Raw genomic sequence first — 17,943 nt, forward strand, 5'->3', positions numbered from 1 at the left:
CTTGTCAATATAAAGCCATATAAAAATTATTTTTCGACCCTACTTGCCAAAATAATATTTTTAATCATATGATGTCATACATCTAAAGACGCGGTTTTAGAACTAGGACTATAGAGTAGATACAAAATTCCGTTTTCTCATCTATTCTATCGATGAATTTGACATGACGTCACCTATTTCACGGATATGCAAATAGGTCGATTATTAAAAAGAGTTTGTATATGGATAATCTGCAAACAAATATTGCTGTAGTGACTCAGCAAAGAGCCAAACATACAAAAACTCGCTACTACATTCTTGCGATGATTTTTTTGGTCACGGCTTTTAATTACGGTGATCGTGCAACCCTTTCAATGGCTGCAACGCCAATGTCTCATGAGCTGGGAATCGACTCAGTTACCATGGGTTATATTTTCTCAGCCTTTGCATGGGCCTATGTAATTGGTCAAATTCCAGGTGGTTGGCTACTCGATAAGTTTGGTGCTCGTCGTGTATATTTCTGGAGTCTGTTTTTATGGTCTTTATTCACTGTTTTAATCGGTTTTACCGACATTTTAGGTGATACTGCGACCATCATTACTTCACTCTTTGTACTCAGATTTTTAGTTGGTTTGTCTGAATCACCTGCTTTTCCGGGTAACAGTAAAATTGCTGCCGCATGGTTTCCAACCAAAGAACGTGGAACTGCCGCTGCCATTTTTAACTCATCCTCTTATTTCTCAACCGTACTTTTTGCTCCCCTAATGGGTTGGCTTGTTGCAACCGTCCACTGGCAGTCTATTTTCTGGGTCATGGGTGGCCTTGGAATCATTCTTTCCTTTATATGGCTTAAGGTTATTTATAGCCCGACCAATCATCCGACAGTAAATCCTGAAGAAGTAAAATATATTGCTTCAGAAGGTGCTTTACTCGACATGGGTGAAAATAGCCAAAATAGTAAAAAAGAGAAAATTACTTGGAGTAAAGTTAAACAATTGCTTGCTTCACGTATGATGCTCGGTATCTTTATTGGACAATATTGTGTAAATACACTGACCTATTTTTTCTTGACTTGGTTCCCTGTTTACCTTGTCAAAGAAAGACATCTCAGCATTTTAGAAGCCGGTTTTGCAGCAGTTGCACCTGCACTCTGCGGCTTTGTAGGAGGAATTTTAGGTGGCTTGATTTCAGATAAGTTAATTCGAATGAATTACAGCTTAAGCTTTTCAAGAAAGCTACCTATCGTAGTCGGATTCTTGGTTTCAACCTCAATCATTATGTGTAATTACGTCGACTCTCAAGCAGCAATCGTATTCTTTATGTCTTTATCTTTCTTTGGCAAAGGAATCGGCTCTTTAGGTTGGGCAGTCATGTCTGATGTTGCACCAAAAGAAATGGTGGGCTTATCAGGCGGAATGATGAATGCGTTTGGTAATACGGCAGGAATCGTGACCCCAATTGTGATCGGCTATATCTTAGCAAGTACTGGTTCTTTCAACCTTGCATTGACTTATGTCGGTGTGCATGCGATTGCAGCAGTAATTTGCTATACCGCTATTGTGGGCAAAATCCAGCGCTTCGAGTTAAAACCTACCTCTTAAAACTTTAAGTCATAACGCTTAACTAACTTAAGCGTTATGACCTCTCTTCAAATGTATACAAGGAATGATCATGCTGAAGCCTCTCCTCATAAAAATTAGTCCTCTTGATAATGTAGCCATTGTAGTGAATGACGGCGGTTTACCACCTTCTACACATATTGAAGAATACCAACTCATCTTGGTTGATCATGTGCCACAGGGACATAAAGTTTTATTAAAGTCATTAAAGCAAGGTGAAGCAATTGTTCGTTATGGGGAAATTATTGGTTATGCAAATAAAGATTTATCCGCAGGTTCATGGGTAAATGAAGCCGTTACCCAAATGCCAGAGGCACCTGAGCTAGATGATCTTGAATTAGCAACTCGCCCCGATCCTAAGCTTCCTCCACTGACCGGATATACATTTAAAGGTTATAAAAATAAGGATGGCAGTGTCGGTACAAAAAATATTTTAGGTATTACGACCAGTGTTAACTGTGTAGAGGGTATTGTTGATTATGTCGTTAAAATTATTGAACGTGATTTACTTCCTAAATATTCAAATGTAGATGGTGTAGTCGGATTAAACCATTTATACGGTTGTGGCGTGGCAATCGATGCACCCGCTGCAATTGTTCCTATTCGTACAATTCATAATCTTGCACTCAACCCTAATTTTGGTGGAGAAATTATGGTTGTGAGTCTGGGCTGCGAAAAAATGCAACCCGAACGTCTTCTAAACATTCCTAAAGAAAACAAATATATTCCTCTAGCAAATGAGGACATTATTCAGTTACAAGATGAACGCCATAACGGTTTTGAAAGTATGGTCAACCATATTTTAACCGTGGCAGAACAACACCTTAAAAAGCTTAATCAACGTACTCGAGAAGAAGTTCCAGTTTCTAATTTAGTTGTAGGCATGCAATGTGGTGGGAGTGATGCATTTTCCGGAGTTACATCTAACCCTGCCGTTGGTTTCGCAGCTGACTTGATTGTGCAATGTGGCGGCACCGTCATGTTTTCGGAAGTTACAGAAGTCCGCGATGGCATTCACCTACTTACTCCACGCGCAGTAAATGAACAAGTTGCCAAAGATCTAATTCGGGAAATGAAATGGTATGACGATTACTTAGCAGCAGGCCAAGTAGACCGAAGTGCCAATACCACACCGGGCAATAAAAAAGGTGGACTGAATAACATTGTAGAAAAAGCGATGGGATCAATTGCAAAATCGGGCCGCTCACCGATTGTAGAAGTTCTCGCACCGGGCCAAAGACCGACAAAAAAGGGGTTAATTTTTGCGGCCACCCCTTCGAGTGACTTTATCTGTGGTACGCAGCAAATGGCATCTGGTATTACTGTTCAAGTCTTTACCACAGGTCGTGGTACACCCTACGGGCTGGCAGCCGTACCTGTCATTAAAATGGCAAGCCGAAACAATATTGCAAACCGTTGGTATGACCTGATTGATATCAGTGCTGGCGATATTGCGATTGGAAAGAAAACTATTGAAGAAGTGGGCTGGGAACTTTTTGAACTGATTTTACAAGTGGCTAGTGGCGAAAAACAAACGTGGTCGGACCGTTGGGGTATTCATAACTCACTCGCTGTATTTAACCCTGCACCCGTGACCTAATAAGGTTTAAAAGATGAGGCATATCACCTCATCTTTTCACATTTCCCATCTTAATTACGACACATTTCACTAAAACTTAACATCGCTGCTAAAATAACATCGAAAATTAAGAACTCTATTTCTCTATGCAAAATCAGACTGCTTCAAACCTCCCCTCAACTCAACTTGGAAAAGCACTGCTTTGTCTTATGACATCGGCATTATTATTTTCCATTATGGGAGTGTGCATTCGTTTTGCTTCAGAAACGGTAGACAATGCGACCGTCGTGTTTTTTAGAAATGCAGTAGGTTTATTTATTTTTATTCCGATGCTCTTTAAACAGGGGCTAGATTTTATTAAAACCGATAAACTCTGGATGCATACTTGGCGAAGTATTGTCGGGCTAGCCGCAATGTATGGTTTTTTCTATGCCATTGCGAACTTAAAACTATCGAACGCCATGGTTTTTAGTTATTCATCTCCTATCTTTATTCCACTGATTGCATGGCTTTTCTTAAAAGAAAAAATTACCAAATCGATGATTTTTGCCGCTGTGATTGGACTCATTGGGGTTTTATTTGTCGCTAAACCCGACCAGGGTCTATTTAACGCACTATCTTTTATTGGCTTGGGTGCATGCTTTTTATCAGCAATGGCCTTTGTCACCGTAAGAGCTTTAACCAGTACAGAGCCGCCTGAACGTATTGTTTTTTACTTTTGTGTTTTTGGTAGTTTAATTTCCTCTATTCCAATGTTTTGGCATTGGCGTATTTTCACTTGGCATGAACTAGCATTACTCATTGCCGCAGGACTTTTAGCAAATATAAGCCAACTTTTTATGTCTTATGCCTATAGCCTAGCCCCAGCTGGCCAAATTGGCCCAATGAACTATATTGCCATTATTTTTGCAGGAATTTGGGGATTTGTTTTTTGGCATGAATTACCTGATCTGTTTAGCATTATCGGCATATTTATTATTTTATTTGCGATTTTGCTCTGTAATCCATTTTTGCAGAAAAAGTTACTTTCTCGATTTAAATAACAAACAAACCTTAATCTAATTTAGGTACTGTATTCGATACTCATTTGGTGAAATGCCTGTCCAATGGCGATAGGCTTTTCTAAAATTAGAAGTATCTGAAAAGCCAATTCTCTCAGCAATTTCATCTATAGTTAAAGTTGTCTCTCGCAAATATTCATCAGCAAGACGGCGCCGAGTCTCATCTAACAATTCTTGATAGGTTAAATCAAAACCTGCCAAACGCCGATGTAAGGTCCGCTTTGAGATATGTAAACGTTTAGCCATTTCTTGAGCTGATGGAAAAAGCCCCGTTCCATCCAATAGTATTAAACGAATCGTTTTCACCAACTCTGGCTCTTCAAGTTCAGCAGCACCTAGCATCCGCTCACAAAACGACTTACACATATCGGCTGTAATCGGGTTGGCATTTGGGCAAGGTACATCGAGCCACTTTAAATCAAAATGCCATTGCATCACCCCAGCATTAAACTGAACGGGGCAACGAAACACTTTTTCATATTCTTCTGCATAGTCAGGCGCTGGGTATGGTAATAAAAGCTTCTTCGCTTGAAATGGTCCTTCAAGTACCCGTTCAATTAAAGTTTGCATTGAGCTAAACCAAAACTCGCACACTAAAGGTAAAAGCTTACCCAGTGCAATAATGTCCTGCCCTTCAAAAACGGCAACATCATCTCGAATATAAAATGACTTCTTTAAAATAGGCCCTGCAAGCTTAATGTGTCGAATGCCAAGCTCGACTGCTTGTCTAAAATTACGTGAGGAATATAACGCATAGCCATATACTCCAAAATCTGACAATCGCTGCTTTTGCCCTGCGCGCAGACCAATGAGTGGATCATGTGATAGCTTTTGAATATTTTGAAATAGCTGAATTTTTTGGACTTGGGAAATATATAAAGAGGATTGATTCATCGCATCTGGCGAAATATTTGTGCCAGATAAAACATCTGATATTGAATGGCCTTGCAAACCCATTTCATCAAATAAACTGGTCAAACCCAGCAAATATGTATTGGAACCTAAGGATGTATTATCATAATTTCCTTTGATAACCGCATTTGTATTTTTATAAACATTATTAGGCATTTAATTCACACCATCCCTAGAGTGACGTGCATAATGGCACTAAACTACCTCTTGTTGTCTCAATTTAACATCGACCATATGACGCTTCAAGCATAAAGTATGATAAGCAAAAGTATGGAAGGAATAATAATGGAACAGTCCACCTTAAAAGAATATAGCGGCTCTGCCACTGAACATATGGAACTTATTTTTTCCAAACAACGTGCCAATTTTGAAGCAGATCCTTACCCAAGTCTTGAAGCACGCCGCACAAAACTACATCAACTTAAAAAACAAATTATCCGTTATCAAGATGCTTTAGCTGCTGCGATTAATTCCGATTTTAGTTCAAGATCACTTGATGAATCTAAGCTATTAGATTTGCTTGGCTCTGTGTTAGAAGCCGATCATGCGATTCATCATTTACGACGCTGGATGCGTCCAAGTAAACGCCGTACCGAGCTTTTATTTTTATCAAATCGTTTAAGTGTGCAATACCAACCTAAAGGCGTGGTTGGTGTGATTGTTCCTTGGAACTTCCCCGTTTATTTAGCACTTGGCCCACTGATTGCTGCTTTGGCTGCGGGCAATCGAGTCATGATTAAACTCCCTGAAATTACCCCGAATACTAATGCCATGCTAAGACGCATGCTTGCCGAAGTCTTTAATGAAGATGAAGTGGCCGTATTTGGTGAAGAAATTACAGACCCAGCAAGATTTACATCTTTACCGTTTAACCATATTGTCTTTACTGGCTCTCCTGCGATTGGCAAAGTCGTCATGCGAGCTGCTGCTGAAAATCTAACACCTGTTACACTCGAATTAGGTGGTAAATCACCTGCAATTGTAAGCCGCAACTACCCTCTTGCCGATGCTGCAAAACGTATTACTCATGGTAAAGCAACAAATAGTGGGCAAATCTGTGTAGCACCTGACTATGCGTTGGTTCCGAAAGAAAGTATTGATGAGTTTGTGGATGCAGCAAAATCCAGCTTTATAAAAATGTTTGGTCAAAACATTACAACCAATGAGAATTACACATCGATTGTAAATGACCGTCATTTAAAACGTATTCAAGATATCTTGACCGATGCACAAGAAAAAGGTGCTCGTGTTATTCCTTGCGACACGTATAGCTTTGACCAACAAGGTCGCAGAATGCCTGTACAGATTGTGCTGAATTGCACGCCAGACATGCGCATTATGAAAGAAGAACTCTTTGGCCCTATTTTACCTGTCGTGGCTTATGATTCTTTAGATGATGCGATTACCTATGTGAAATCGGATGAACGACCTTTAGCACTTTACTTCTTTACACATAGCTCAGTAGAACGTGATCGTATTTTACGTGAAACTCATTCGGGTGGCGTGACCATTAATGATTGGGGTTGGCATGTAGTCAACCATGATGCTCCTTTCGGTGGTATCGGAAACTCAGGCATGGGGTCATATCATGGTGAAGAAGGCTTCCGTGAACTTTCACATGCAAAAACTGTGTTTATACGTCATCGGTTTTTCCCGACTCAGCTTTTCCACCCTCCTTATGGAACATTTCTGCAAAAGTTAGCGATTCGCTTCTTCTTGAAAAAGGGCGATCCAAATATTAAATAAAGAGTATAAAAAAGCCTCGTAATGAGGCTTTTTTATCGGCTTTTAATTAATCAATCAGAAGTAATAGAAAAATTATGGAATTTACAGATCTTTAAATAAGTATCTTCAAACAATTTTTCCATTTTAGGGTTTCCATCATGATAGTCATCCCAAAATGCTCCACTAAATTCTTTAGGTTCAATAGTAGTAGTTATAGTATCTTCCTGTTTATAAAATGAAATTTCCCAACCTTCAGGTATACTAGGATTAATTATTTTAAATTTAGAAATTTCTACAATAACAGGGGTACCATCTGAATCGCGGCGAACAGATACTTTTGTTTCATTTCGATATTCATTAAATTGCACCCCAAAACAGATGTATCTTTTCCCAATAGTAAAATCGTACAAATCACTATCATTAAACTTAAGTATCATGGGTTTACTATTCCTTTTACCTTGTAATCTTTAGTTTTAAAATCAATTTAATTCATTTTAATATTTATGACTATATTTAAAATCCTGAAAAAAATTTCAAACATTACAAAAATTTTCTGAGTAAGTTTTCTACTAAATATTGTAACCACAAACAAATTATCTTAATCATAAATTATTATTTTAAAAATAAAAAAAGCTAGGCACTCACCTAGCTTTAATATAAAAATAACTATACTCGACTTAAATATAATCAACCTTTTGTGCTTTTAAAATATCAAGCTGCAACATCTTTTTCTTTTTATATTTATAGGCAATAAACAAACCAACAAACCATACTGGTGAAAACTCTAAAGCAATTAACGTATCATGATCTAAAGCTAAAATTACTATAGTGAAGACTAAAAATAGCATCGTCATCCATGCCATAAATAAGCCACCTGGCATTTTATATTTTGACTGGATATGTAATTCAGGACTTTTCTTACGATAATAAATATATGAAAGCACAATCAACATGAATGTAAAAATACATAAGATTGAAGTAAGCGCTGAAATAATCGTAAATGCTGTCATAACATTTGGAACAATAAATAGAATGGATGTCCCAAGCGTTACACAGGCCATTGAAAATACGAGGCCTCTAATTGGAACCTTTCTTTTAGATAGCTTACTAAAGCTTTTCGGTGCATCATTGTCTAACGCTAAACCATATAGCATACGGCTGGTCGCAAAGATTCCACTGTTTGCCGAAGATAACGCAGAAGTCGCAACAACAAAGTTGATTAAACCTGCCGCAATTGGTAACCCAACCAATGTAAACATTTCCACAAACGGGCTTTTTTCTGGTGAAACCTTAGCCCAAGATGTGACCGCAATAATACAAACCAATGCTCCCACATAAAACAACAAAATACGTAAAGGAATAGAGTTAATTGCTTTTGGAAGTGAGGTATGCGGATCTTTGGTTTCAGCAGCAGTTGTACCGACAAGCTCAATACCCACAAACGCAAATATGGCAATTTGGAAGCCAGCTAAGAAACCTGTTACACCATAAGGAAACATAGATTGTGTTTCAAACAAATGGCTCATTGAGGCCTTAACCCCATTTGGAGAAGTAAATCCAGTACTAATTAAATAAATACCAGCCAAAATAAACAGAATAATTGCAGTAATTTTGATGAGTGAGAACCAAAACTCTAGTTCACCGAACAAACGCACAGCCACAAAGTTGAGTATGGTTAAGACGGCCAATGAAGTAAATGCAGGAATCCAAACGGGTAAATCGGGATACCAAAACTGCATGTACCCTCCGATTACAATCACGTCTGCAATCGCAGTAATAATCCAGTTACACCAGTAGGACCAACCAAGGAAAAACCCCGCCCATGGGCCGAGATAAGCCGTTGCAAAATCGGCGAACGTTTTAAAATTAGTGTTCGCAAGCAACAATTCACCCATTGCCCGCATCACGAAGAAAAAGAAGAAACCAATAATTAAATAGGTTAAAACAATTGAAGTACCCGAAACACTTAATGTTTTCCCGGAACCCATAAATAATCCAGTACCAATTGCACCACCAATTGCGATCATCTGAATATGACGATTGGTTAATGAGCGCTGCAATTTCTCTTCTTCTTGTTCAGTCATATGTTGACTACCAAGAAGATCTCCTTCCAGGAACTGCTTTCCGTTATTCTTACTCATGTAATATTTACTCCAATTTATAGCAACCGTCGTAAATGCTTTAATAATAAATAAATTATATGATTATTAATTTAGTCCATTAAATCATGTTAAAAATATTATTAAACCACTTAAAACCTTATAAATTCCTTTTTAAAAGCTATTACCTATAACAATAAAAATTAATCATCAATCCTTTCCTTCATTATTATATTAGCCCGCTTTTCTCAATATAATTTCAATAAACAATTAAAATAGATAAATTAATTAAATATTTTATTTACTTACTTACTCTTTATATAGAAAAACAGGCTAATTAATCCCAGCTCAGTGAGCAAGATTGTATTTATCCATATACCCATCTTGCGCTAGCGATAATATAGTATTCCTTCTTAAATTTGGTGAAATGTATAGTAATTTCTGCTTAATTAACAGCCATTCGAAAATGTTCAGTGGCTTTGAGTTTATTGACCACTTCTGGGCTCGAAACCTGTTTAACATGAACGCTTAGCACCCGAACTAAAGAGCCATTTTCAACATTCAATTGTTTTGCTTGTTCTTTCGTTAACTGCAATATGTTTTGGTGCGGTTTGCTATACACAAGAATCGAGCGATAATTTTCATAGTCATCATTAGCCACAATGTAAGCTTCATCACCTACTGCAATATTTTCAGGTTGTTCAATTTGTACTGCTACAGACTGACTTTCTTTAATTGCCCGTAAATTTTCGATATCTGCTTGCAGCGTCGCACCACCATCAAAAATATCGACATAGCCTTTATAGCGTAGTCCCTCTTCAAGCAAGAGGTTGTAGGCTGGTCGAGTATTTGGGTGAACAATGCCAATCGCGGCTTTCGCATCATCAGGTAACATATCGACATAGAGTGGATGTCTTGGCATTAGCTCAGCAATAAAAGCCTTTTGTCCGACTCCACTCAAATAATCAGCTTTGGTAAATTCAATATTAAAAAACTTATGCCCTACCGCATTCCAAAATGGTGATTGTCCATTTGCATCGGAATAACCCCGCATTTCTGCAACAATGGTTTCTTCAAAATGTTGGCGAAATGCTGACAGAAACAAGAAGCGAACTTTAGATAAAAATTTGCCATTTTTATTTAAGCGATAGTCAGGGTCTAAAAATAAAGTACAAAGCTCACTACAGTTAGTATGGTCATTACTCAAATACAAAGTAGGTAAAGCGTTATAAACACTTAAGGGTTCAGATGCATGAACTTGGGTTCCTACATGAAAGTTATACCAAGGCTCTTTTAAACCAAGTGCAACTTCAATACCGCAAACACCGACAACTTTGTTGAGTTCAGTATCTTCTAAAACAAATAGGTAAACCTGATCTGCCTTTGGGAGTTCGCCTGCGACTGTCTTACACGCCCTCTCAATACGAGCAGCAAGTTTTTCCATATTGGGCTGCAAAGATGTCAAACCAAAACCCGCTTTTTTTGCCAACAGGTAAAGGTCATTAACATCTTTAGGTTCGATGTAACGAATAATCATCATGCTGCTTGTTCATCCTTTTGAATTTCAACAAAGCGAGCAAGCGCACGTTCAAAGCGTTTTAGACCTTCATCAATATCGGCAAATGGAATGATTAAAGACGGTGTAAAACGTACAACATTCGGACCAGCAATCAAACTCAATAAACCTTCTTCACCCGCAAGGTTATTAATATCTTTTGCTTTACCTGCAAATTTGTCTTTTAAGGCACAACCAATCAGTAAACCTTCACCACGAATCGTTTTAAAGACTTCATATTTTTCATTTAATTGATTTAAAGCTTTTTTATAGTAGTCATGACGTTCTTTGACACCATTAAGCACTTCAGGTGTATTAATAAACTCAAATACTGCACCAGCAACTGCACTTGCTAACGGGTTACCGCCATAAGTCGTACCATGTGTACCGACAGAAAAATGCAGAGCAAACTTATCGGTTGTTAGCATTGCGCCTACTGGAAAACCACCACCTAGTGCTTTTGCAGTAGTTAACACATCTGGAATAACACCAGAGTTCATGTAGGCATATAGTGCACCTGTACGGCCAACACCTGTTTGCACTTCATCAAAAATCAGTAAGGCACCAAACTCATCACACAGTGCTCTTAAGCCTTTTAAAAACTCGATATCAGCTGGAATTACCCCGCCTTCACCTTGGATCGGTTCAACAATCACGGCACAAGTTTGTTCATTAATGACCGCTTTTGCAGCTTCTAAATCATTAAAGGCAACGTGGTTGATACCATTTGGAAGTGGTGCAAAGTCTTGTGAATATTTAGGTTGACCACCCGCCGAAACGGTAAATAAGGTACGGCCATGGAAAGCATTGTTAAATGCCACAATGCCGCTTTTGCCAGCAATACCGCTGTCTAGTCCAACTTTACGAGCTAGTTTTAATGCTGCTTCGTTCGCTTCTGCACCTGAGTTACAGAAGAAAACCTTGTCTGCAAATGTATTTTCAGTGAGTTGTTTTGCAAGGCGTAGAACCGGTTCATTTGTATAACCGTTACCAACGTGCCAAAGTTTTGTTGCTTGTTCTGTTAAAGCATTTACTGCCACTGGATGCGCATGACCTAATGCGTTTACTGCAATCCCGCCTGCAAAATCGATATATTCTTTATTTTCTTGATCCCAAATACGTGAACCTTCGCCACGTACTGGAATGAAATTTGCCGGTGCAAAAACTGGAACCATCCACTCGTTAAAGTCATTACGAGAAACTGCAAAATTATTCATCTTATCTAGTCCATTAAATTGAATTATTAGGCTTAACCGATGCCCCTATTATTCAAAATCAAATTGATTCACAAAATTTGTAATTCAGTCAAAAATGAATTAATTTTTACCAATTTGATAATTGACAATTACAATATGGATAACATTGATCAAATTATTTTAGGTTTACTTAAAGATAACGCACGGATGTCTGTTACCGAGTTAGCCGAAAAAGTTCACGTTTCAAGAGCAACTATCAAGAAGAGAATGGAGTATCTGGAGTCTTCGGGCATCATTACCGGATATACGGTTCGTTTTAAACCGAATGCTGAACGCAACGTCATCCGTGCATGGATGAGCATTATGGTTGAAGGGACCAAAGCGCAGTCTGTGATTAAAGAATTACGCCTAGAAAGTGCCGTGGAATGTTTACATAAAACGAATGGCAAATGGGATATTTTGGTCGAGCTACGTTCTGACACTTTAGAAAACTTCGATAAAGTTTTAGAAAGAATCAGAAACATTTCAGGTATTTACAATAGTGAAACCAGCATTCTGCTTGCGAGTCATAAGACCTAATCATTCACTTTAATTTCAAATAATAAGAACGAAAAATTGATGGGCTAAGCATAAGGTTTGGCTCATCAAGCTGCTCTCGATTAGAAAATTCTTCAATTGTCTTTCATCAAATCTACTGAACTACTACGACAATCAACTTCTCCTAAAAATCGTCAATAAATTTTTAATTTTTTTAAATAATCAAAATCAAAAACTTAAAATCTAATTTGATTTAAATTCCTACTTTTCTCACTTACTCCCCTCATCAAAGCATTTGACAGAAAATTTAAAACATAATACATATAGTATTATATGTTATATGTTAAAACCTAAGGACAAGGTATAAAAAATGGCTAAAACTCAACTACAACACTTTATTAACGGCGAATATGTTGCTAGCAAAGGAAATGATTTCTTCGATTTGATAAGCCCAGTGACTGGTGAAGTCTATGCACAATCGCCGAATGCGACCGAGGCGGAAGTTGATGCAGCTTATGCTGCTGCAAAAGAAGCATTTAAAATTTGGGGACGTAGTACACCTTCGACTCGTCAAAAAGCATTACTTAACTTGGCAGATGCTATTGAAGCAAATGCGGAGCGTTTAATTGAGGCACAAAGTCGTAATACGGGTCAGTTAAAACACTTAATTGCATCTGAAGAAGTAGGTGCATCAGCAGATCAGGTTCGTTTCTTTGCAGGTGCTGCTCGCCTACTCAATGGCACAGCTTCAGGTGAATATTTAGAAGGTTTAACCTCTTCTATTCGCCGCGAACCTGTCGGTGTAGTTGGACAAGTTACACCTTGGAACTATCCACTCATGATGGCGGTGTGGAAAATTGCTCCAGCTTTAGCCGCTGGTAATACAGTAGTACTTAAACCAAGTGATACGACGCCTGAAAGTACGCTTTTACTGGCAGAAATTGCTGCACCATTTTTCCCTAAAGGTGCATTTAACGTAGTGTTAGGCCAAGCTCAGGTGGGTTCAAAAGTTGTATCACATAAAACCCCTGCTCTTGTTTCTATTACAGGCTCAGTTCGTGCCGGATTACAAGTTGCAGCTTCTGCCGCAGCAAATCTGGCGAAAGCGCATCTTGAGCTGGGTGGTAAAGCGCCTGTAGTGGTTTTTGAAGATGCCGACCTCGACAAAGCAGTTGAAATGATTGCTTTAACAGGCTATTTCAACGCAGGCCAAGACTGTACTGCAGCAACGCGTGTAATTGTGGCTGAATCTGTTCATGATGAATTTTTAAGTAAGTTAGTTGAAGCTGCAAAAAATACCCGTTTTGGTGAACCCGATGATCAAGACGCGCTTTATGGTCCACTTAACAATGCCAACCAATTGAAAAACGTTAAAGCGTTTATCGACAACTTACCTGCTCACGCCAAAGTTGAAACAGGTGGAAAACAGGCAGACCGTCCAGGCTTCTATTTTGAACCAACTGTTATTAGTGGCTTAAAACAACACGACGAAGCCATTCAAAATGAAATTTTTGGACCTGTGATTACCGTTCAAAAATTTACAGATGAAAATGATGCGATTGAAAAAGCCAACGATGTTGAGTATGGCCTAGCTTCAAGTGTTTGGACCAAAGACCATGCTCGTGCAACTCGTCTGTCTCGTGAACTCGATTTCGGTACAGTTTGGATTAACACCCATATTCCTTTAACCGCAGAGATGCCACACGGCGGTTTCAAAAAGTCAGGCTATGGTAAAGATTTATCTGGCTACGGTTTTGAAGAATATACTCGCGTTAAACATGTGATGAGTTCAAACGAATAATAACAATGAGTTTTGAAAGGAGATCAAAATGAATAAACAAGAAATGAAAGACTTGGTGACTAAAGCCCATCACGAGCTATTTAATTTGCACGACACCACTGCTCTGGACCGTTATTTTTCTGAAGACTTTATAGAGCACTCACCACTGGTTGCAAATGGCATTTCGGGCCTTCGCCAATTGGTAGAAGACTGTCCTGACATGCAACACGAAGCTGTACGTGTACTAGCAGATGGTGACTTGGTTGCAATTCATGGCCGCTTTCAAGGATTAGATGAAAACCCGTTAGTTGGCTTTGATATTTACCGAGTAAAAGACGGCAAAATTGTGGAACACTGGGATGGTCTGGTGGCAGAAGCCGCGCCAAATGTGAGTGGTAGAACTCAATTAGATGGTCCGACTGAAATCGTCACTCACCATGACCCAGAGGAAAATCGTGAGATTGTGACCTCTTTCTTTAAGAAGTCATTAATTGATGGCAATTACGAAGCATTTAAAGAATACACTCACAACGATCAGTTCATTCAACATAGTCCAGACATTGGCGATGGTGTTAAAGCAGTCATTGATTTTTTGAACAATATCCGTAATGAAGGACAAGGTTTGGTATACTCCAAAACGCATCGCTCCATTGCTGATGGTCAATTTGTCTTGACACATTCCGAAGGAAGTATTGCCGGAAATCGACATGCCTATTTTGAATTATGGCGTGTAGATAATGGCAAAATTGTTGAACTTTGGGATGCAATACCAGCTGTGCCTGAAGATGAACAGGCAGTCCATCAATATGGCGTGTTTTAATCATTTATCCGTTTCATTAAGCTAAGTCTCTGACTTAGCTTTTAGAGAATTCGCCATGTCAGCATATACGATAATTTTTGCACCTATCGCTCAGGCAACTCGATCGGAACAAGTTGTAGAACGCTTGGAAAATGCAATTATCTCTGGATTGCTCAAAAGCAATGAACAGCTTCCTAACGAGGCGGATCTAGCTCGCTTAATGGGAGTGTCACCCATTACGGTCCGTGAAGCTTTAAATACTTTACGCGTAAAAGGTTTAATTGATACACGACGCGGGCGAAACGGCGGAAGCTTTGTTTGCGAGTTACCTTCCGATTTACTCTTAAACAAGCATCCTCTACGTCAAGCTTCAAATGAATATCTGGCTGATTTAGGCGAGTTTCATAGTGCAATTTTAAGCCATGGTGCATATTTGGCAGCACAAAGAACTACTGAATATGAACTGGGTAAAATCAAAGAGCTTATTGATCAATTTGAACAAGCAGTTGAACCAGATACACGTGCCCAACTTGATTTACGTTGTTTGTTAACACTTACCTGTTTTGCTCAATCAGCTCGACTGGCAAATCAAGAGTTAACCATACAAGCCGAATGGGCACCGCTCATTGCTGTGCTTTACCAAGATGATCAATTTCATCAACTGGTCGTCGCTCAATACCACCAACTTTTATCATCTTTTGTTCAAGGCAATGAAGATGATGCTGTTATTCAAGCGCGAAAAATCATTTCGATGCTAACAGACCAAATGCTTCGATATAAGTTATCTATTGAATAAAAACAATAAAGTAGAGCACTTATAAAATATCGAGTGAGAAATACGGAATTTTAGGAGTTATAGGAATGACCCAACATTTAGATATAGAAGAGCTTCAAAATTTGTTAAAGACGGTGGTTGAAGAAACGACAGCCATTACAGAAAAGCTGGCAACTAAAGCGAGCAAAATTCTTTCAAAACATGAACCTGAAAAAACAAAAGACGTTAAGCTTTCAGGTTCAGAACGCACAGCTTTGCAAAAAGAAATTAAAAAGGCCTTACAGGAAAGCCATTACAGTCAAGGTATTGGTTTTGCAAGTTATAGCCCTGCAACGCAAGAAGAGCAAGATTATTGGACACTCGAATGGTGGTATAAAAAAGAAGATCAGTTACAACAAGCTAAACTTGAAAACTATCAAAATGCTCAGCGATTTCTAGACTTTCGCTCTTTTGAATGGTTCCATAAACCTGCTCAAAATAAAAGTCCGTGCATCCATGGGCCTTATGTTGACTACATTTGCAATGGCGCATACACCATCACCCTTGCCCATCCGGTCATGATTCGTGATCAATTTATCGGTGTGATTGCTACCGATATTTTAGTTTCCGCACTCGAAAAAATTCTTATGCCGAAGCTTAAAAACATTAAACAAAAAGCAATTGTGATTAACGACTCTTCTCGAGTGATTACTTCAAATGACATCACCATCAGAACAGGCACATTATTTAAAGGCCAAAGCCCCGAGCAGGTTCTCTCACGACCGTGTCAATCTTTTCAACTGGTCGTGATCTAGAGTTATATCAAAGATATAAGTATTTGATCTTGCTTTAGGGCATCACCAAGGCGAAACAGCCACCAACTTTTGTACAAACTTTCTCCAAATAGACGTGTTTATTCAAGTCTAGGGGAAGTTTTGGCTCAAAAATAGCATCGCTTTTCCGGATGAAAAGCAAAACAACGAATTTGAGGTTGAAATGACATGGAAAATAAAACGTCTTCCTTAAAAAAACTGTCTCTTTGGCAAGTCACGATTATTGGTATTGCCTACATGACCCCTATGACGGTGTTTGACACTTTCGGTATTGTCTCTGGCATTACCAATGGACATGTGCCACTGGCATATTTGCTCGCACTTGGTGCCATGTTACTTACCGCTTGGAGCTATGCAAGATTTAGTCAAAATTCAGAAAAATCAGGCTCGGCATATAGCTATACTGCTGAAAGTTTAGGGCCTAAAAGTGGTTTTTTTGTCGGTTGGTGTTCACTACTCGACTATTTGTTATTACCCCTCATTAATGTTTTGCTAGCTGCGATTTATCTGACCGCACTTATCCCAAGTCTGCCTTACTGGTTCTGGGTAATTGTGTCGGCAAGCCTAGTCACTTTAGTAAACTGTTTCCGCATTCGGTTACTCGCCAATTTAAGCCTGTTGTTTGTGTTTGCACCGATCATACTCATGGTCATTTTTGTTTATTTAGTGATTAAGGGTATTGGCTCGACTCAAGGTTATGAGCATGTGCTTACATTGGCGCCACTCTGGCATGAGCACCAATCTTTACTCCCTCTCGTTGCGGGTGCCTCAGTTTTGTGCTTTTCATTTTTAGGTTTTGATGCGGTTACCACGCTTTCAAATGAAACCAAACAACCCACCAAAAATATTCCTCGTGCAGTCATGTTAACGACTCTCGCTGGCGGGCTTATTTTTTTCACAGCCGCTTGGTTTATTCAGCTTTATTTTCCAAACAATCTTCGTTTTCAACATCCTTCAGAAGCGTTGCCTGAAATTGTGCTTTACGTTGGTGGTGCTTTTTTCCAATCCGTATTCTTGTGCGGGCAAATTATGAACACAGTCGCCTCTGGCCTTGCCTCACATGCCAGCGCTTCACGTTTACTGTATATAATGGGCACCGATAATATTTTCCCTAAAAAGTATTTTGGGACAATTCATATTTCATTAGGTACACCGTTTTTCTCGGTTTTGTTTGTTGGTCTTATTTCAATGTCAGCGGTTTTTCTAGATTTAGCCCAAGTCGTCAGCCTAATCAGCTTTGGTGCTCTAGTCGCTTTTACAGCCGTAAATTTCTCAGTTTTTATGAAGTTTTATATTAAAGATAAACAGCGTTCAGGGTTTAAAAACAAATTTCTAAACCTGTTTTTACCGCTTATATCAGTCTTTAGCATTATTTGCCTCTGGCTTAATCTCGATTCATCTTCACTCATGTTTGGTTGTTTCTGGTTAGCTTTGGGTGTTCTCCTATTTATCTATAAAACGATTAAAAAACAAAGTATTGCTATTAGTAATGCTTATTAATTTTTAAGGAACTTT

Annotated in this window: 15 protein-coding genes; 10 read left to right on the forward strand and 5 right to left on the reverse strand. The window is 38.8% G+C overall.

The features are described from left to right. The first annotated feature begins 221 nt into the window (after window positions 1-221). The 3 genes from AAC388_RS12890 (at window position 222) to AAC388_RS12900 (ending at window position 4,220) form a co-directional block, all read left to right on the forward strand. A complete protein-coding gene (locus tag AAC388_RS12890; protein ID WP_002120540.1) occupies window positions 222-1,580 on the forward strand; it encodes an MFS transporter in 1,359 nt (452 codons plus the stop codon). 70 nt (window positions 1,581-1,650) lie between these two features. After that, a complete protein-coding gene (gene garD / locus AAC388_RS12895; protein ID WP_130173955.1) occupies window positions 1,651-3,198 on the forward strand; it encodes a galactarate dehydratase in 1,548 nt (515 codons plus the stop codon). A 125-nt stretch (window positions 3,199-3,323) separates the two neighbouring features. Then, window positions 3,324-4,220, forward strand: a complete 897-nt coding sequence (locus AAC388_RS12900) for a DMT family transporter (protein WP_001181009.1) — start codon at window positions 3,324-3,326, stop codon at window positions 4,218-4,220. A 15-nt stretch (window positions 4,221-4,235) separates the two neighbouring features. Here the strand turns inward: AAC388_RS12900 and AAC388_RS12905 are convergent, their stop codons facing one another. After that, on the reverse strand, window positions 4,236-5,306 hold the full coding sequence (locus AAC388_RS12905) for an AraC family transcriptional regulator (protein ID WP_017403129.1): 1,071 nt from the start codon (window positions 5,304-5,306) through the stop codon (window positions 4,236-4,238). A gap of 129 nt (window positions 5,307-5,435) precedes the next feature. Between AAC388_RS12905 and AAC388_RS12910 the strand changes: the two genes are divergently transcribed. Then, window positions 5,436-6,896: a coniferyl aldehyde dehydrogenase gene (locus AAC388_RS12910; protein WP_342370762.1), complete on the forward strand. Its 1,461-nt coding sequence runs from the start codon at window positions 5,436-5,438 to the stop codon at window positions 6,894-6,896. Between the two features lie 50 nt (window positions 6,897-6,946). Here AAC388_RS12910 and AAC388_RS12915 read toward each other — a convergent pair whose 3' ends face one another. The 4 genes from AAC388_RS12915 to AAC388_RS12930 all read right to left on the reverse strand — a co-directional run bounded on the left by AAC388_RS12915 (window position 6,947) and on the right by AAC388_RS12930 (window position 11,746). Then, entirely contained in the window at window positions 6,947-7,312 is a 366-nt protein-coding gene (locus AAC388_RS12915; RefSeq protein ID WP_151987298.1) for a hypothetical protein, read from the reverse strand. 240 nt (window positions 7,313-7,552) lie between these two features. Then, window positions 7,553-9,016 (reverse strand): amino acid permease, encoded by a 1,464-nt coding sequence (locus AAC388_RS12920; protein WP_342370763.1) that lies wholly within the window; start codon window positions 9,014-9,016, stop codon window positions 7,553-7,555. 403 nt (window positions 9,017-9,419) lie between these two features. Beyond that, a complete protein-coding gene (gene astA, locus AAC388_RS12925; protein ID WP_342370764.1) occupies window positions 9,420-10,514 on the reverse strand; it encodes an arginine N-succinyltransferase in 1,095 nt (364 codons plus the stop codon). After that, entirely contained in the window at window positions 10,511-11,746 is a 1,236-nt protein-coding gene (locus AAC388_RS12930; protein WP_342370765.1) for an aspartate aminotransferase family protein, read from the reverse strand. The genes astA and AAC388_RS12930 overlap by 4 nt, the downstream gene beginning before the upstream one ends. A 135-nt stretch (window positions 11,747-11,881) precedes the next feature. Here AAC388_RS12930 and AAC388_RS12935 point away from each other — a divergent pair, with 135 nt between their 5' ends. The 6 genes from AAC388_RS12935 (at window position 11,882) to AAC388_RS12960 (ending at window position 17,928) form a co-directional block, all read left to right on the forward strand. Next, window positions 11,882-12,304 carry an Lrp/AsnC family transcriptional regulator gene (locus tag AAC388_RS12935; RefSeq protein WP_002001056.1) on the forward strand — a complete coding sequence of 141 codons (423 nt, stop codon included), beginning with the start codon at window positions 11,882-11,884 and terminating at the stop codon, window positions 12,302-12,304. Between the two features lie 328 nt (window positions 12,305-12,632). Further along, on the forward strand, window positions 12,633-14,063 hold the full coding sequence (locus AAC388_RS12940) for a gamma-aminobutyraldehyde dehydrogenase (RefSeq protein WP_342370766.1): 1,431 nt from the start codon (window positions 12,633-12,635) through the stop codon (window positions 14,061-14,063). A 28-nt stretch (window positions 14,064-14,091) separates the two neighbouring features. Then, the gene (locus tag AAC388_RS12945) at window positions 14,092-14,862 is read left to right on the forward strand and encodes a nuclear transport factor 2 family protein (protein ID WP_002120573.1); all 771 of its coding nucleotides are present in this window, start codon (window positions 14,092-14,094) and stop codon (window positions 14,860-14,862) included. A 55-nt stretch (window positions 14,863-14,917) separates the two neighbouring features. Further along, a complete protein-coding gene (locus tag AAC388_RS12950; RefSeq protein WP_342370767.1) occupies window positions 14,918-15,637 on the forward strand; it encodes a GntR family transcriptional regulator in 720 nt (239 codons plus the stop codon). Between the two features lie 65 nt (window positions 15,638-15,702). Further along, window positions 15,703-16,410: a cache domain-containing protein gene (locus AAC388_RS12955; protein WP_014206132.1), complete on the forward strand. Its 708-nt coding sequence runs from the start codon at window positions 15,703-15,705 to the stop codon at window positions 16,408-16,410. 186 nt (window positions 16,411-16,596) lie between these two features. After that, window positions 16,597-17,928: an APC family permease gene (locus AAC388_RS12960; RefSeq protein WP_032004091.1), complete on the forward strand. Its 1,332-nt coding sequence runs from the start codon at window positions 16,597-16,599 to the stop codon at window positions 17,926-17,928. Window positions 17,929-17,943 lie beyond the last annotated feature (15 nt).

The sequence above is a fragment of the Acinetobacter sp. D009 genome (assembly GCF_038562025.1).
GTDB classification, from domain to species: Bacteria; Pseudomonadota; Gammaproteobacteria; order Pseudomonadales; family Moraxellaceae; genus Acinetobacter; species Acinetobacter pittii.

Excerpts from the sequence above, each read along its gene's own strand:
- AAC388_RS12930 (WP_342370765.1), bottom strand. The coding sequence starts at position 11,746 with ATGAATAATTTTGCAGTTTCTCGTAATGACTTTAACGAGTGGATGGTT.
- AAC388_RS12960 (WP_032004091.1), top strand. The coding sequence starts at position 16,597 with ATGGAAAATAAAACGTCTTCCTTAAAAAAACTGTCTCTTTGGCAAGTC.
- AAC388_RS12940 (WP_342370766.1), top strand. The coding sequence starts at position 12,633 with ATGGCTAAAACTCAACTACAACACTTTATTAACGGCGAATATGTTGCT.
- AAC388_RS12935 (WP_002001056.1), top strand. The coding sequence starts at position 11,882 with ATGGATAACATTGATCAAATTATTTTAGGTTTACTTAAAGATAACGCA.
- AAC388_RS12905 (WP_017403129.1), bottom strand. The coding sequence starts at position 5,306 with ATGCCTAATAATGTTTATAAAAATACAAATGCGGTTATCAAAGGAAAT.
- AAC388_RS12900 (WP_001181009.1), top strand. The coding sequence starts at position 3,324 with ATGCAAAATCAGACTGCTTCAAACCTCCCCTCAACTCAACTTGGAAAA.
- garD (WP_130173955.1), top strand. The coding sequence starts at position 1,651 with ATGCTGAAGCCTCTCCTCATAAAAATTAGTCCTCTTGATAATGTAGCC.
- AAC388_RS12910 (WP_342370762.1), top strand. The coding sequence starts at position 5,436 with ATGGAACAGTCCACCTTAAAAGAATATAGCGGCTCTGCCACTGAACAT.
- AAC388_RS12920 (WP_342370763.1), bottom strand. The coding sequence starts at position 9,016 with ATGAGTAAGAATAACGGAAAGCAGTTCCTGGAAGGAGATCTTCTTGGT.
- AAC388_RS12890 (WP_002120540.1), top strand. The coding sequence starts at position 222 with ATGGATAATCTGCAAACAAATATTGCTGTAGTGACTCAGCAAAGAGCC.
- AAC388_RS12950 (WP_342370767.1), top strand. The coding sequence starts at position 14,918 with ATGTCAGCATATACGATAATTTTTGCACCTATCGCTCAGGCAACTCGA.
- astA (WP_342370764.1), bottom strand. The coding sequence starts at position 10,514 with ATGATGATTATTCGTTACATCGAACCTAAAGATGTTAATGACCTTTAC.
- AAC388_RS12945 (WP_002120573.1), top strand. The coding sequence starts at position 14,092 with ATGAATAAACAAGAAATGAAAGACTTGGTGACTAAAGCCCATCACGAG.
- AAC388_RS12955 (WP_014206132.1), top strand. The coding sequence starts at position 15,703 with ATGACCCAACATTTAGATATAGAAGAGCTTCAAAATTTGTTAAAGACG.
- AAC388_RS12915 (WP_151987298.1), bottom strand. The coding sequence starts at position 7,312 with ATGATACTTAAGTTTAATGATAGTGATTTGTACGATTTTACTATTGGG.